Below are 13,021 nucleotides of genomic sequence, written 5' to 3' on the forward strand. Positions count from 1 at the left end.
CGCGCGAATGCCGTCCTGAAGAACTGGCGCATCCTGCGCAAACTCCGCTGTTGCCCGCTACGTGCAGGTCAACTCGTCAAAGCAATCTTCGTCCTGCAAGCTCGCGAGGTGCGGTGAAAAACCTTCAGTGTCTTCCTGCTCATCCTGTCGATGGCCGAAGCGGCCATCGGCGAAGCCCGCGCCCCCGAACTCCACGAACCCCTCGGCGTGCTGCTGTTCGGCGGGAGCGTCGTGTTGCTCTCGCAAGCCTGCTCGCAAGGCCCCGAAACGCGCACCGCAGCGTCATGACCGTGTCGAGGCGGCAGGCTCTGCACGTGCTGGAGCTAGGTGCCGCGGCACCCGCCTCCCGCTGTTCACTGATCGGTGGTGCACCCGCCGTCCCTTGGCCTGCTCATCGAGAGAGACAGGTTCACAGGAGCCGTCGTGACCGGAGGCCTGGATGCTGTCAACGACGCAGGGATGCCTGCACGTGGGGGTGGTCCAGGGCCGGCGACGTCGTGGTCAGCGGCGTGAGCGGATCGGCGGGATGCCGCGCACCGGCGGCTCCAACGCCAGGCTGTCGCGGAAACATCACGTGGTAAACGAAAGCTGCGGTGGGGCTCGCTCGAATCGAGCGTCGAGCCCCGCCGTTCCGTTGAGCAAGGTGTGAAATGGCGACTTACCGAGAAGTATTCGCTGTGCGCGAGTTTCGTGCGCCCTTTGCCGCACAACTACTGCCTCTCGTTGGACTAACCTCCAAAGTTGCCGTCTCGCTGATTATCCCGGCCGATCGCGACGTGGATTTACTGCGGCAGCAGCGTTGCGCAGGACTGGTCGCAGATTACCTGCACAAGAGCGCCGTTCCCAGCAGCTTTCAGCGCCAGCTCTGTGCCGTCCGCCGTCAATTCTTCCGCGCGGTGACCAGTGCGAAGGACAGCAACTCTCCTTGATCAGTAGCCAGCATGTCGAGCACGGGCTGCTGCGCCCCGGCTCCGTCCGGTTGGAATTCGGCCATGGCACGAGTCCACAGCAGCCAATCCCGCCACCCGCCCGAGGGGCCTGATGACCTTTGGCCGACGTGGAAGGCTGGCATGGCGTCATGCTGCCGGAGGGGCCAGCAGTGGCGGATCTGCCCCCGCAGCGGGAGGGGGACGCGGCGGGTCGGGCAACCCTGCTGGCCGATCGCCGAATGACCGCGGCTGGCCAAGCTGGTACGAGCGGCTGAGTTGCGCGAAACGGTAGCTTCGTGACCATGCGCTTACTCGTGACTGCCGCCGAGCCGGACGTGTTTGCCCGCGTCCTCGGAGTTGCTGCTACCTGCATTGCACAGGGCATGGGCGTAGTTCTGGCGACCGGGAAGAAGCGCCTCAGTCCGTGGTTCAAGATCACCTCCGAAGAGGCCAGGCTATCCAAGCCTTGATCATCTGGGTCGTATTGACACAGGTGCGCATGCCCGCCCCCTCCCACCGACCAGGAACACGACCAGATCCACCAGCTCCACGTCCCCGACCACGACGTCAAGACCATCGCCAAGTAGGGCGGCCGGTCGCCCACGTCGCGCGTGCTGTACGAGTACATGCGGATCGTGGACGAGTGGGCCGACAACGCCACGGCGGGCATAGGACTGTAGCCCGCATGGCGAGGTTGTCCCGGACATAAGGAGCCGGGCGCGCCTCTCCCGTGTAACGGGACACACGTCGCGCCCCGCTCGATGCGTGGTGGATCGAGCGGGGCGCGCGGTCGGTCACTAAGGGACTATGACGAGCAAGCGTCCGCCGTCCGAGTGACGTGAGTGGCAGTCACCCAGTAGGTGTCACCGTGGTCGTGGCTGATCGTCGTCTTCAGCAGGCCAAGCGTGACGCCGCTATAGGCTGAGAGGTACTGCCCTTTGGTCCAGAAACCATCGAAAGAACCGCCGTACTTGTTGTAGTACTTCCGGCTCAAAGTCGCGGTGACCTTGTATCGGCAGATCGTTGTCGCCGAGACGTTCGCCTCGAGCGTGGCGCTCAAGCTGGATGTGGCGGCGGCGCTTGCCGAGGGTGCGCCGACTCCGATCGTGCCGATGGGGATGAGTGCCGATGCAACGGCCATCATGATCACAGTGGACTTGCGCTTGGACATGTCTCTCCCAATGCATGGAACGTGCTTCCGTGGGTGGAAGCTCTGCCGCATACCGAGAGACGTGGAGCCGGTCAAAGTGTGACCTCGCTATAGAAGATGCGACCTAGGTCACACACCGTTCGCGCGTGCGCTTGCCATGGCTTGACAACCGTGTGTACCCTCATGATCAATCTGGGATTCGTGTAGGTACGTCGGGTTTCCTCCCGCGCGTACGGTTCAGGCGATGCACTGAGAGCGTCGCTCCGGCGCGAACGCAACGTCCCCCATACTTCGGGTACCCCCGAAAGATCGCCTCTCAGATCCTTGATCACGAACTAGGTCCTGGATACTCCCCGGTCCAGGGCCTTTCGCATGCCTTTTGACCAGCGCCGGAGCGGTCGCCTCGCCGAGGCCATGCGGGGCACTAGTACCTGCGGCAGTCATGCTTGGCGAGAACCAGGGTCATCCCGGCGACCTGGTTGGTCTTATAGGACAGGTAGAAGAGGTAGAGCGCCTTCTTGTTGCCCGGCACGCCGGCGGTGGGATAGCCGCCCGGACCACGCCGCAGGTCGGGGTAGGCGGTCTTCAGTTGCGCCCTGGTGGAGCCGATGCCGATGCCCTGGGGCGTCTTGAGGCCGGAGGGCGCGACGATCATGGTCACGCCGTAGTTCTTGGAGACGTACATACCCACCCGGTAGTTGGGGTACGGGTTCTCCTTCAGGTCCCAGCCCGTGCATCTTGCGTGGTCCCCGACTGATTTGCGGACGATTCTCCCGGTCGCTTTGGCCTTCGCGGCGCTCATGCCGAGCTTCAGGTTGCCGTACCCGTACGGTCCCAGCGTCGCCTTCTGGGCCGCGAGCGCGGCGGGCGCGACGGCGGCTGGCACGACACCTCCCGCCAGCGCCACCACCAGCACCGAGCGGCCGACCCGTAGGGCGTTGGTTCGGTTCATGATGCTTCCTCCTTGATCTTTGACTTGATCACCTTAGTGATAGTTCGGATTGGTTGTTGGGGATTCGCGGAGTTGCGGGCAGGCGCCGCGGCACTCGGATCACTCACCGGCGCTGGCTTTTCACGTAATCGGCCCTCTCGGAGATCCCTCATGTGGTGGCATTCGATCGACTACCTCAAGCGGGACGGCCGCCAGCGCGGCATGCTCGCCCACCGCGGCTTCCGGCTGCACGAGGTGCCCCGGCTCATGCTGCGGTGCCGGATCCGCGGTCACCGGCCGGTGGTCGACGGGTACGGCCCGTACGAGCCTGGCCTTGACGCGGCCCGCTGGGTGGCGTGCGACCGGTGCGCCGTCCGGCCCGACCCGCAGGGCAACCTGCCCGTGAAGCACTTCGAGCTCGGCCAGCCGTACACCAACGACCTGTACCGGCCTGAGTTCATCCAGGCCATGCGCGAACTGGGTTCGACCACGTGGGGGCCCGGCCCGTGGCCGGACAAGCCGACCGGCACGCTTGGCGGCGAGCTCGTCATCGGCCGGACATTCGGCGTCTTCTCCGCCGAGATCACGATCGGAGCCGCCGGCGCGGAGCACACCTTGTCCGCGCATCTGCGGGTGTGGCCGTTCGGCGCTTTGTACCTGCACACCGAAGGGTTCGGCGCGTGGCTGCAGCGCCGCCTCATCCCTGAGGGATTACACGTCGCGGGTGATCAACGTGTCGGTCGACGAGTGGGCGATCCGCTGGCAGCTGTGGGCCCGCGAACACGAGTGGTCACGGGATGACCCGTGGTGGATGCACGGCCGCATCAGCCTCAACCTGGTCGAGAAGACCTTCGGCCCGAAGCGGTACAGCTACGAGACGGTCGACGGGCCCGTGCTCGGCTGGGTGAAGATGCCCGAAGGCGACATGCACCAGGTGCAGCTGAAGCTACAGCGGGTACGGCTCGGCCTGCCTAATCCAGCGCCACGTGGAACGACAACTTCGCCAGGACGGCGGACTCATCATGGTGCAGTACGAGGTCCGCACTGGGCCAACGAATGCGCACCTCGGCGCCGCTGCATCACCGAGGTCGCCGAATTGATGATCACCTCACGCAGCGGCCTCAGCTACCAGGTCGCCCAACTAGAAAAGCCGGCCTGCTCCGCCGCGAAACCGACACCACCCACGAACGCCGGGCCATGGTCGTCATCACCGAGGACAGCCAACGACTCCTGGAAAGACCGCACCCCGGACACGTGGAAACGGTCCGTGACGGCCTGATCGACCTGCTCATCGAGAAGCAGATCGCCCAGCTCGCCGACATCATGGACACCGTACGTGCTCACCTGCGGTCCCGCGTCCCGCTAACGCCCTCCCGCAAAAGGGAACCCGGCCAGCACCCTGAAGCGCTGGGATGCCGCCCCAACCGGCCCATTTACCTTGCGCTGGCCGCTCACCGTCGACGGTGAGCGGCGAGATCCACGAGTTGTGAGGCTGGCGACGGTGGCGAGGGCGCGAAGTACTGGCTGCGCGTGCCGACCGAGATCAAGAACCGCGGTGCGGGCGATGCGCTGATGGTGGTCTGCGACGGGCTAAAGTGGCGGCCGCCGAGCGGCTGCACATCGTCCAGGCCGCGGTCAGCCAGCAGATCGCCCGGCTGGAACGCGAGCTGGGCGTGGTCCTGTTCGACCGCTCCACACGGCAGGTGCGACTGTCCGGCGCGGGGGAGCGGTTGTTGCCCGAGGCGCGTGCCGTGCTGGCCGCCGCTCGCCGGACCCGGCAGGTGGCCGCCGACATCGCCGCCGGCGAGGAGGGCGTCCTGCGCCTGGGCATCGTGCAGAGTGAGCGCATCCACCGACTGATGAACGGACTGGCGGCCATCGCGCCCCGGCTTCAGGTGCGGCTGCACCGGCTCGTCCCGGCGGAGCGGCTAGCTGCCGTGCTATCCGGTGAACTGGACGCCGCCCTGGTCCGTGCCGCAACGGCGGCCCCTGGGCTGGAGCTGCTGCCGGTATGGACCGAGCCGCTGCTGGTGGCTCTGCCGGTCGGCCATCCGCTGGCCGACGAACCCGTGCCGCGCCTGCCACAGCTCGCCGGCCTTCCCCTGCGGCTCGCACCCCGGGACAACAATCCGCCCTTCCACGACTGATAGCCGAGGCCATGCGCGAGGCCGGGGCCGAACCGCTGCTCGGGTCGCCGTTCACCGCCCTGCTGGACACGCTCACCGCGATCGGGCTTGGCGCGCCGTCCTGGACGGTCTTCTACCAGGTGGGCGACCTGCCCTCATTGCCCCGAGTGGCCATCCGCACCCTGGCCGCACCCACGCTGATCACGTCGCTGGCCGTACCTCCCGGCCCGCCCACGCCGGGCCGACGCCACCTGCTCCAGGCCATACCAGCACAGATCAAGTCTGACCGGGTGTTGCGGGGTGAAGGCGCGAGGCACGTGACGTCACGGCGAAGGGTGTGAACTGCTCCCGCCGCACCGCGGGCGGCGAAAGAACGCGCCTCGTCGGTGAGGGCGCGTGGAGGCATGCGCAAAATGGCGGACCTCGGAGTCCCTGGTGACTACTGCTCCTCGTAGGTGATTTCGTACCTGGCGGCGATGGGGTTGAGCTTCTTCGGGTCAAACTGTCCGTCCGTGGTGGTGGCGTCCGGTCCGGCCTCGGCGAGGTCCTCGATGTAGCACTCCCATCCTCCGGGCGTGGAGATCTGTATCACCCGCGGGGGCTGGGCGGAGCCTCGGCGTAGGGCGTGCGGGACGCCGTGTGGCAGCAGCACGAATCCGCCCGCGGCGACGTGCTCGACGCGGTCGTCGAATTCCACCTCCAGTACGCCGTCGAGCACGTAGATGCATTCGTCGGCCATGTGGTGGACGTGGCGGGGGATGTCGCGGGCCAGAATGACCTCCAGCAGGGACAGTCTGCCTTCGGTGTCCTCGGTTCTGGCCTTAAAGCCGAACACGGGCGGGACGGGGACGCGGGTGGGCCGTACCTCGCCGGGGTTGAGCAGGATGAAACGGTCTTTCGACATGACGGTGTCCCTTTCGGTCTTCCACGCATGGCATAATTCGGAATACGGAATCCCTATTCCGTAATGAGTCTAGACAGAGGATGTGCTGGCATGTCAACTCCGCCCATCCGGCGCAAGCCGCGCAGCGACGCCGAGCGCAACCGTGACCGTGTCCTGGAGGCGGCCCGCGCACTGTTCGCCGAACAGGGCTACGACGTGCAGATGTCGGAGGTTGCTCGGATGGCCGGAGTCGGGGTCGGGACCCTCTACCGGAAGTACCCGACCCGCGAGGCCCTGATCGAGGCGGTTGCCGAGCGCCGTTCCGCCGAGATGGCGGCTTTCGCGCGGGCGCGATGCCAGGCCGAGGCGGATCCCCCTCAGGCGCTCCGCGTGTTCCTGTGCCACGTCGGAGAGGTGCTGGCGGACGATCGCGGCATGTCCGAGGTGATCGAGAAGGCCATGGGCTCGACCGAGCCCCGTGGGGAGACACGCGCGGCGCTCCTTTCCGTCGTCACTGAGCTGATAGACCGGGCGCAGGCCAGTGGCGTAATCCGGTCGGATGTGACGACCGAGGACGTCAACATGATCGTCTGTGGTCTGGCGGCCGTCATTCGCCATTCGGCCGGTGACTGGCGGCGGTTCATCGAGATCGCGCTCGATGGCCTGCGTCCCTCGCAGACCACGTGATGGCACAACCCCCAGGCCCGCACCCATCTCGCCCCACGAGCCCGGACCAGATCGCCATGTCTTCAGGGATCGCGAACCTGGTCATGCCATGGCCCAGCCTGCGGACACCGTCACGCACCTACCGGTATCGGCGGCCATGGTCGGATAAGCCGACTTATGCCGACCTGGTCGGCGAACTGCTGGTGGTTGAGGATGGCGTAATGGGCGGCTCGCAGTTGCGGACCGAGCCGCAGGCCAGACGTGGCGAGCCTGCGGTATGCCTGCTGGTAGACGGCCAATGCGGTGCTGCCATCCCCCGCCAGGTACAGTGCGCGCATCGGCAGCATGTATGCGGTCTCGTCCTCCGGCCGCTCCATCAAACGCTGTCGCAGCAGGTCCTCCGCCTCGGTGCGCTTCCCAATGCGAATTAGGATCTCAGCGAGATCGAGCACGGCCCGCCGCCGGTGGCCGTGCATGCGCGCGATCCAACTCTCCAGCATGGGCCATGCGAGATGCCCCTCAGGGGAGACCCCTGCCCGAGGTCAAGAGCATGCCTGAGGAGGGCTGTCTGCTCCTGGGGATGGTCCACCGATTCGGACAGGTCAAGCAGCTCGAGAAAAGTCCGGAAGTCCACCCGCGCGTCAGGTAAATGGAGCCGGTACACGCTGCCATGCAGCGTCTGGACCGCGTCCGGGCCGAGCGCCCGGCGGATGAGGTGGATGTAGCCGCGAATGTTGGCAGTGGCCGAATGTGGGGGCTCGATCGGCCACAGCTCACAGATGATGCGCCCCACCGGCAACGGCGCGTCGGCCACCAGCATGTGGGCAAGTAGGGCACGAGGTTTCGGCCACATGCGGATCGGGACCCCACCGCCAACGGATACCTCGAACGCCCCGAGCAGGCGAACGTCATGTCGAAACTGGGACACGTTTCCTCTCTCGTATTCCGCTGAGGATTGTCTGATCAGGCTTCACGATGTGACCGCTGTACGCGGATAGGGCGAGGGCCAGCGTCGGCGGCATCGCCAGCGCCATGGAGAACATCCTCACGCGGTATACGAATGAGGTTTTGTTCGGCCGGATGACCCCTGACGACGCCGCACGGATGTTCATCACGGAGGCCAACGCCTCCATCGTGGGCTAGTGTTCCTCGCCTTTAATGCGACGCAGAAGTAACTCCAGGGATGCGAGGATCTCTTCGGCCGTCTTGATCCAGACGAACGGCTTGGCGTCCTCGTTCCAGATGTCCACCCACGCCAGGATGTCCTTCTCCAGCGCGGTGACGCTTGTGTGAACGCCCCGCCGGATAAGTTTGTCGGTGATCAGCCCGAACCAGCGTTCCACTTGATTCAGCCGGGAGGCGCTGGTCGGAGCGAAGTGCATATGAAAACGAGGATAGCTGGCCAGCCACGTCTGGACGTTGTGGACGAACACGTGCAGACCGCCGTACTCGCCTCGCCCACCCCAGGCCCCCTGGCGATGGCGGCCTGTTCGACTTCCTTGTTCCGGGTCGCCGTTCAACCGGGACGCCTGCTCCTCCAAGGGTCGTCCACGTTGATGCCCGACAGCACCACGACCGCTGCGTCCCCCGTTCCTTGGTCAGGGGCAGCAGCTCCGGAGCGGCCAGGCCGACAGCGCGGGTGCAGGAACAGATCGGTGACGCCCTTCAGGGCGGAGGCCAGCGTGTCGGGCCGCCGGCGATGACCTCGACACTGGCGGGTTGGTTCACGGTCTGCGAGTCGCGCGTGACGGCGCGGACCGTGGCGCCCTCGGGGGCGAGCAGGTCGACCAAGGGGCGTCCGATGGTGCCGGTCGAGCCTGTTACCAGAATCATGGGGTGGTCCGTTCAGGGGATTTGGGAAAGATTGTCGGGGTTGGTCACGACGTAGATATTGCGCACCCGATCGTCGGCAGGCTTCAGATCGAGGACCATGACGGCGAAGGGTGAGTTCTTCACGAACAACACCGCCGACGGCTCGCCGTTGACCAGTCGGTAGTGGATGTCCAGCCCCTCGAACGGACCGGCGGCGCGGGCGGCGAGGAGCCGGACGACTTTGTCGCGGCTGTGAATAGGCCGCGGGCTGCCGCCGTCGCCTTGCCGCCCCCATCGGTCCACAGCGTGACCTCCGGTGCCAGCAGGTCCATCAGGGCGTTCAAGTCCCCGCCGAACGCGGCGGCCACGAACCGCTCGGTCACCTGTTGTTGCGTACGCGGGTCGACGGAGTAGCGAGGACGCCGCGCTTGGACGTGCTCGCGGGCGCGGTGGGCGACCTGGCGGACCGCCGACGGCATCCGGTCGATCATGGCGGCGATTTCGGCGTGGGCGTACCCGAAGACTTCGTGCAGGATGAACACGGCACGCTCCAGCGGAGTGAGCGTTTCCAGGACCACCAGCAACGCTAGCGACACCGACTCCGCCCGCAGAGTGTCATCGGCGGCGTCGGCCGCGCTGACGAGTGGCTCCGGAAGCCACTGGCCGACGTAGGTCTCCCGGCGGCGGCGCATGATGTCCTGGCGGGCGAGTGTCTTGTTCACCACGATGCGCACCAGATAGGCGCGGTGGTTCTCGACCTGCTCCACTTTCGTTGATGCCCACGCCAGCCAGGCGTCCTGCAGCACGTCCTCGGTGTCGGGGACGCTGCCGAGCATGTTGTAGGTCACGGAGAACAGCAGTTCGCGATGGTCGGCGAACACCTGCGTGGCGATGCCGGTCGACATGTCGGGCATCGAGGTATCCCTCCTTTTGGGATCGCCCCTAAGGGCTGTGAAGCCACTGGCGATGTGACGTCGTCGCGCCCAGATGTGACCCGCATCTCACGTGCGGGAGCCCGGTGGGCGGTGGCGATCGCCGCGCTGCCGAGCGGGTGTCGCACTCCAGCGACGGCGTCGATGGGAGCCCCGGCGCCACTACACCGCGGCTCGCATCACCGACATGGCCGCCGTCAGACGGCGCAACTCCTGCAGCATGTCCTCCGCTGCAGAACGCAGGTGATCGTCCACGATCAGCCGGCCGTCGGCGCCCATAGCCTTGCGGTGGAAGATGGTCACCGCGTCGCCGACCGGGATCATGCGCAGCTTGACCAGCACCGGCTTGAGCATCTCGACCGCGCGCAGGCCGCCCGACAAGCCGCCGTAGCTCACGAGCCCGACCGGCTTGTACGCCCATTCTTCGTGCAGGAAGTCGAGGGCGTTCTTCAGCGGTGCGCTGAAACCGTAGTTGTACTCGGGCATCACGAACACCAGCGCGTCGGCGGCGTCGATGGTGCGGCTCCAGTCCTTGGTGTGCTGGTGCGCGTACCGTCCGGTGGTGGCGTCCTCGGGCTCGTCAAGGAAGGGCAGGCCCACCTCGGCGAGATCGACGAGCTCGACCTGGAAGTGGCTGTGTTCGGCGGCGCAGGCGGCCACCCAGTCGCCGATCGTCCTGCCGATGCGGACCGGGCGGGTGCTGGCGACGATGACCTTAAGGCTCGGCATGCGGGCTCCTCCAAGACTGGTTTACGTGTAAACAAGAGGGTGCCGCAGCTATGGTTTACATGTCAACTAGCGCTAGGCTGCAGGGCATGCCCAACCCGCGATGGCTCAATGAACGCGAATACCGAGCCTGGCTCGGCTACCGGCGGATGCGCCTGCTCCTAGACGCCCAGATCGCCCGCGACCTGCAACGGGACTCAGGCCTTTCGGAGGCCGACTATGACGTGCTGTCCGCGTTGTCGGCCAGGGAGAGCCGGCGCTGGCGGCTGCAGGAGCTGGCCGACCGCATGTTGTGGTCCAAGAGCAGGCTGTCGCGTCACGTGAGCCGCATGGAGGAGCGTGGTCTGGTGACCAGACAGGAGTGCGCCGATGACGGCCGCGGCGCGGTCATCGTCCTCACCGCCCAAGGCCTGGACGCGATCGTCCAGGCCGCACCCGACCACGTCGAGTCCGTACGGGCCCACCTCATCGATCTGCTGACGCAGGAACAGCTCGACACGCTGGGCGACATCGCCGAAACGGTGCTGCACCATCTGGGGGCGGCGATCCAGTGAATCCGTGAGGTTCAACGGGTCAGGGAAGGGTCGTGCTCCTCTTCAATGGGCACCTTCTCTCCTCCGTACGTCTCCGACGTTCGGGCTCGCAGCCGTCCGAGGGGCCGCGCATGCCCGCCAGCGGGATGCTGGAGCCGTTGTGAGCGGGTATCACGGGCACGGGTTCCTTTGGCGCGCAGGTGCGCCTCGGCGTCCTCCGTCAGCGGGGCGTGAGCCTCGACGAACGCGCCGTCCGGCAGGCGTTTGATCACGCCGATCGGCGTGCCATGCCTGACCAGTTCGGCGTCGGCGCGTTGCAGGCCGCGGCAGATCCGGTAGGTGACGAGGTATGCGAGTGCGGGTCCGGCGATCATCAGGATACGTCCGGCGTGGGTGGTGGCGTTCAGGCTGATGTGGAAGGTGGCCTCGATCTCGTCGTTGGCTCCCAGCAGCCACAGCACACTGTAGAAGACGAGGGTGGCCATGCCGATGGAGGTGCGGTGGGGGGGTGTTGTGGGGGCGCTCCAGGATGTGGTGCTCGTGCTGGTCGCCGGTGATCTATCGTTCGATGAACGGGTAGAGGAGCATTCCGGTGAGCATGACGCCCAGCGGCGCCAGCGCGGGGATGGCCACGCTCGATGGCACGGTTCCCGCCTGGGCGGTGCCAAGGAGATTGATCTTCCAGGCGGGCATCAGGCGCGGCGCGCTCTTCCAGAAAGCCCGTGTAGAAGTCGGGCTGGGAGCCGGCCGGGCTGTAGGGGCCGTACAGCCAGACGGTGTTGATCTCGAGACTCACTTCGAGAATGCCTGCGTCAGGTCGGCGGCTATCAGCTCGACCGCGTGGCGTCCGGCGGACAGGACACCGCAGAAGTTCATGAACGCGTGCATCGTCCCGGCGAACTCCATGTGCTTCACCTCCACTCCTTCCGCGTCCAGCCGGGCGGCGTACCCGCGTGCGTCATCGCGCAGCGGATCGCGGCCGGCGCCGATCACTAGAGCGGATGGCAGTCCGGCCAGCGTTTCGGCGCGCATGGGTGCCGCGTACGGAGTCACCTGTTGCCCCGCCAGATACTGCGTCTCGGACCAGCGCCCGGGCTTGATGCTCAGGAACACCCCGTCAAACTCCCGGAAGGACTCGGTGTCCTGGCCGAAGTCCAACACCGGGTAGCAGAGGATCTGGCGGGCCACGGTCGCGCCGGCGTTGTCGCGTGCCATCAGGCATGCGCCGGCGACCAGGGCTGCCCCCGCGCTCTGCCCGCCGGCCGCGACCCGGCCATCGCCGCCGATCAGCCAAGCGTGCTCGGTCAGCCATTGGATGGCGTCGTAGGTGTCGTACAGCGCGGCGGGATGGGGATGCTCGGGCGCCAGCCGGTAGTCGAGGGAGACCACCGTGAGCTCCGCCAGGTACGCCAGTCGGGAGCACACATAGTCGAGATCATCCACGGATCCGCCGATGAAGCCACCACCGTGCAGCCACAGGAGAACCGGCCGCGGCCTGGGGATCCGCCGTGCCTGGTAGACGCGCGCCCATATGGAGCCGCATCGCACGGGCAGGTAGAGGTCCGCGGCGTGAACCGAGGGATCAAGCCGGCCGGACAGCGCGGGATCTGGGGATGCCGCGCGGGCGGCCAGCAGGGTCCGATAGTCGGCGATCTCGGCTCGCGGGCCGAATCTCGCGAGCAATGCCTCGGTCTCGTCCGCGAAGCCGGGTTCGTCAAGGTGATGGGTTCTCATGCGGACCTGCTGCCCTTCCGCGGCTGGTGACCGGCGACGGGCATGGTGGACGGCACCTGGCCGAGGTGGATCGCAGCATGCCAGTACGCTGGCTGTCCGGGCACGGTCCACACCCTCTGCGCCAGCGCACCGACTCCCTGCGCACCCTGAGGGGCGTCGTTCCAGGATTCCTTGCTGAGCCGGCCGAGGTCCTCCAAGATCGCGTCATGCACGGACTCGAACCGGTGCAGGAGCAACGACGCCGGAAGATGCCGACTAGCTTCCACGCCGCCGCGGTTCAAAGCCTGCCCGACGGCCGGGTCTTCCCAGCGTGGATCGAGGCTCCAGTGCGGCCGGCCGGCGACGGCATCCGTCAGCACCGCCAGGTTGATCTCGTCCCACATCAGAACATGAGCGATGAGGTCGTGCAAGGAACGGCAGAAGTCGCCGAGCGGTCCGGAATTCACCAGATAGTCGGCGTCGAGTTGCGCCTCGGTCAGACCAGTGACGCGTGCGAGGAGGATCTCCCGATCGGCATGCAAACGGCCGATCGCCTCCTCCGGAGACAAGATCGTCATAGTGTTTCTCCCTCTACGAGTGGTTGGGAGGACTTCAGCACC

The 13,021-nt window shown here is 66.5% G+C and carries 21 protein-coding genes and 2 pseudogenes; 9 read left to right on the top strand and 14 right to left on the bottom strand.

All coding sequences use genetic code 11. The features are described from left to right. The 3 genes and pseudogenes from Q9G87_RS54360 to Q9G87_RS54370 all read left to right on the top strand — a co-directional run. Positions 1–117: pseudogene (locus Q9G87_RS54360) on the top strand (IS5/IS1182 family transposase); the annotation flags it as partial. Between the two features lie 533 nt (positions 118–650). Further along, a complete protein-coding gene (locus Q9G87_RS54365) occupies positions 651–929 on the top strand; it encodes a hypothetical protein (protein WP_305924562.1) in 279 nt (92 codons plus the stop codon). A gap of 302 nt (positions 930–1,231) precedes the next feature. Then, on the top strand, positions 1,232–1,399 hold the full coding sequence (locus Q9G87_RS54370; RefSeq protein ID WP_305924563.1) for a hypothetical protein: 168 nt from the start codon (positions 1,232–1,234) through the stop codon (positions 1,397–1,399). Between the two features lie 335 nt (positions 1,400–1,734). Here the strand turns inward: Q9G87_RS54370 and Q9G87_RS54375 are convergent, their stop codons facing one another. Both Q9G87_RS54375 and Q9G87_RS54380 read right to left on the bottom strand, forming a co-directional pair. Then, a complete protein-coding gene (locus Q9G87_RS54375; RefSeq protein WP_305924564.1) occupies positions 1,735–2,100 on the bottom strand; it encodes a hypothetical protein in 366 nt (121 codons plus the stop codon). A gap of 403 nt (positions 2,101–2,503) precedes the next feature. Then, a complete protein-coding gene (locus Q9G87_RS54380) occupies positions 2,504–3,031 on the bottom strand; it encodes a hypothetical protein (RefSeq protein WP_305924565.1) in 528 nt (175 codons plus the stop codon). A gap of 150 nt (positions 3,032–3,181) precedes the next feature. Between Q9G87_RS54380 and Q9G87_RS54385 the strand changes: the two genes are divergently transcribed. Further along, on the top strand, positions 3,182–3,811 hold the full coding sequence (locus tag Q9G87_RS54385; RefSeq protein WP_305924566.1) for a hypothetical protein: 630 nt from the start codon (positions 3,182–3,184) through the stop codon (positions 3,809–3,811). 324 nt (positions 3,812–4,135) lie between these two features. Here Q9G87_RS54385 and Q9G87_RS54390 read toward each other — a convergent pair whose 3' ends face one another. Continuing rightward, on the bottom strand, positions 4,136–4,354 hold the full coding sequence (locus Q9G87_RS54390; RefSeq protein WP_305924567.1) for a hypothetical protein: 219 nt from the start codon (positions 4,352–4,354) through the stop codon (positions 4,136–4,138). A gap of 78 nt (positions 4,355–4,432) precedes the next feature. Here Q9G87_RS54390 and Q9G87_RS61390 point away from each other — a divergent pair. From Q9G87_RS61390 to Q9G87_RS54400, 3 genes and pseudogenes are all read left to right on the top strand, one after another. Next, positions 4,433–4,615, top strand: a pseudogene (locus tag Q9G87_RS61390) (transposase); the annotation flags it as partial. Further along, the gene (locus Q9G87_RS54395) at positions 4,606–5,157 is read left to right on the top strand and encodes a LysR family transcriptional regulator (protein ID WP_305924568.1); all 552 of its coding nucleotides are present in this window, start codon (positions 4,606–4,608) and stop codon (positions 5,155–5,157) included. The pseudogene Q9G87_RS61390 and the gene Q9G87_RS54395, both read left to right, overlap by 10 nt. A gap of 11 nt (positions 5,158–5,168) precedes the next feature. Beyond that, on the top strand, positions 5,169–5,477 hold the full coding sequence (locus Q9G87_RS54400) for a hypothetical protein (protein WP_305924569.1): 309 nt from the start codon (positions 5,169–5,171) through the stop codon (positions 5,475–5,477). 98 nt (positions 5,478–5,575) lie between these two features. Here the strand turns inward: Q9G87_RS54400 and Q9G87_RS54405 are convergent, their stop codons facing one another. Beyond that, positions 5,576–6,040 carry a cupin domain-containing protein gene (locus Q9G87_RS54405; protein WP_305924570.1) on the bottom strand — a complete coding sequence of 155 codons (465 nt, stop codon included), beginning with the start codon at positions 6,038–6,040 and terminating at the stop codon, positions 5,576–5,578. A gap of 90 nt (positions 6,041–6,130) precedes the next feature. Between Q9G87_RS54405 and Q9G87_RS54410 the strand changes: the two genes are divergently transcribed. After that, the gene (locus Q9G87_RS54410) at positions 6,131–6,706 is read left to right on the top strand and encodes a TetR/AcrR family transcriptional regulator (protein ID WP_305924571.1); all 576 of its coding nucleotides are present in this window, start codon (positions 6,131–6,133) and stop codon (positions 6,704–6,706) included. A 110-nt stretch (positions 6,707–6,816) separates the two neighbouring features. Here Q9G87_RS54410 and Q9G87_RS54415 read toward each other — a convergent pair whose 3' ends face one another. The 6 genes from Q9G87_RS54415 to Q9G87_RS54440 form a co-directional block, all read right to left on the bottom strand. Further along, on the bottom strand, positions 6,817–7,185 hold the full coding sequence (locus Q9G87_RS54415; RefSeq protein WP_305924572.1) for an AfsR/SARP family transcriptional regulator: 369 nt from the start codon (positions 7,183–7,185) through the stop codon (positions 6,817–6,819). Between the two features lie 408 nt (positions 7,186–7,593). After that, entirely contained in the window at positions 7,594–7,818 is a 225-nt protein-coding gene (locus Q9G87_RS54420) for a hypothetical protein (RefSeq protein ID WP_305924573.1), read from the bottom strand. Between the two features lie 6 nt (positions 7,819–7,824). After that, the gene (locus tag Q9G87_RS54425; RefSeq protein WP_305924574.1) at positions 7,825–8,226 is read right to left on the bottom strand and encodes a hypothetical protein; all 402 of its coding nucleotides are present in this window, start codon (positions 8,224–8,226) and stop codon (positions 7,825–7,827) included. 124 nt (positions 8,227–8,350) lie between these two features. Then, positions 8,351–8,518 (bottom strand): NmrA family NAD(P)-binding protein, encoded by a 168-nt coding sequence (locus tag Q9G87_RS54430; RefSeq protein ID WP_305924575.1) that lies wholly within the window; start codon positions 8,516–8,518, stop codon positions 8,351–8,353. A 119-nt stretch (positions 8,519–8,637) separates the two neighbouring features. Beyond that, positions 8,638–9,411 (bottom strand): sigma-70 family RNA polymerase sigma factor, encoded by a 774-nt coding sequence (locus tag Q9G87_RS54435; RefSeq protein WP_305924576.1) that lies wholly within the window; start codon positions 9,409–9,411, stop codon positions 8,638–8,640. A 180-nt stretch (positions 9,412–9,591) separates the two neighbouring features. Continuing rightward, positions 9,592–10,158: an NADPH-dependent FMN reductase gene (locus Q9G87_RS54440; RefSeq protein WP_305924577.1), complete on the bottom strand. Its 567-nt coding sequence runs from the start codon at positions 10,156–10,158 to the stop codon at positions 9,592–9,594. 86 nt (positions 10,159–10,244) lie between these two features. Between Q9G87_RS54440 and Q9G87_RS54445 the strand changes: the two genes are divergently transcribed. Further along, positions 10,245–10,709 carry a MarR family winged helix-turn-helix transcriptional regulator gene (locus tag Q9G87_RS54445; protein WP_305924578.1) on the top strand — a complete coding sequence of 155 codons (465 nt, stop codon included), beginning with the start codon at positions 10,245–10,247 and terminating at the stop codon, positions 10,707–10,709. Positions 10,710–10,720: 11 nt separating this feature from the next. Here Q9G87_RS54445 and Q9G87_RS54450 read toward each other — a convergent pair whose 3' ends face one another. From Q9G87_RS54450 to Q9G87_RS54465, 4 genes are all read right to left on the bottom strand, one after another. Further along, on the bottom strand, positions 10,721–11,173 hold the full coding sequence (locus Q9G87_RS54450) for a hypothetical protein (protein ID WP_305924579.1): 453 nt from the start codon (positions 11,171–11,173) through the stop codon (positions 10,721–10,723). 73 nt (positions 11,174–11,246) lie between these two features. Then, positions 11,247–11,381, bottom strand: coding sequence for a hypothetical protein (locus Q9G87_RS54455; protein WP_305924580.1), 135 nt, complete (start codon positions 11,379–11,381; stop codon positions 11,247–11,249). Between the two features lie 99 nt (positions 11,382–11,480). Further along, entirely contained in the window at positions 11,481–12,422 is a 942-nt protein-coding gene (locus tag Q9G87_RS54460; protein WP_305924581.1) for an alpha/beta hydrolase, read from the bottom strand. Then, the gene (locus Q9G87_RS54465) at positions 12,419–12,970 is read right to left on the bottom strand and encodes a hypothetical protein (RefSeq protein WP_305924582.1); all 552 of its coding nucleotides are present in this window, start codon (positions 12,968–12,970) and stop codon (positions 12,419–12,421) included. Before Q9G87_RS54465 ends, Q9G87_RS54460 begins: the two co-directional genes overlap by 4 nt. Between the last annotated feature and the right edge of the window lie 51 nt (positions 12,971–13,021).

Origin of the sequence: Nonomuraea turcica, from assembly GCF_030718205.1 — a bacterium.
In the GTDB taxonomy this organism is placed as follows: Bacteria; Actinomycetota; Actinomycetes; order Streptosporangiales; family Streptosporangiaceae; genus Nonomuraea.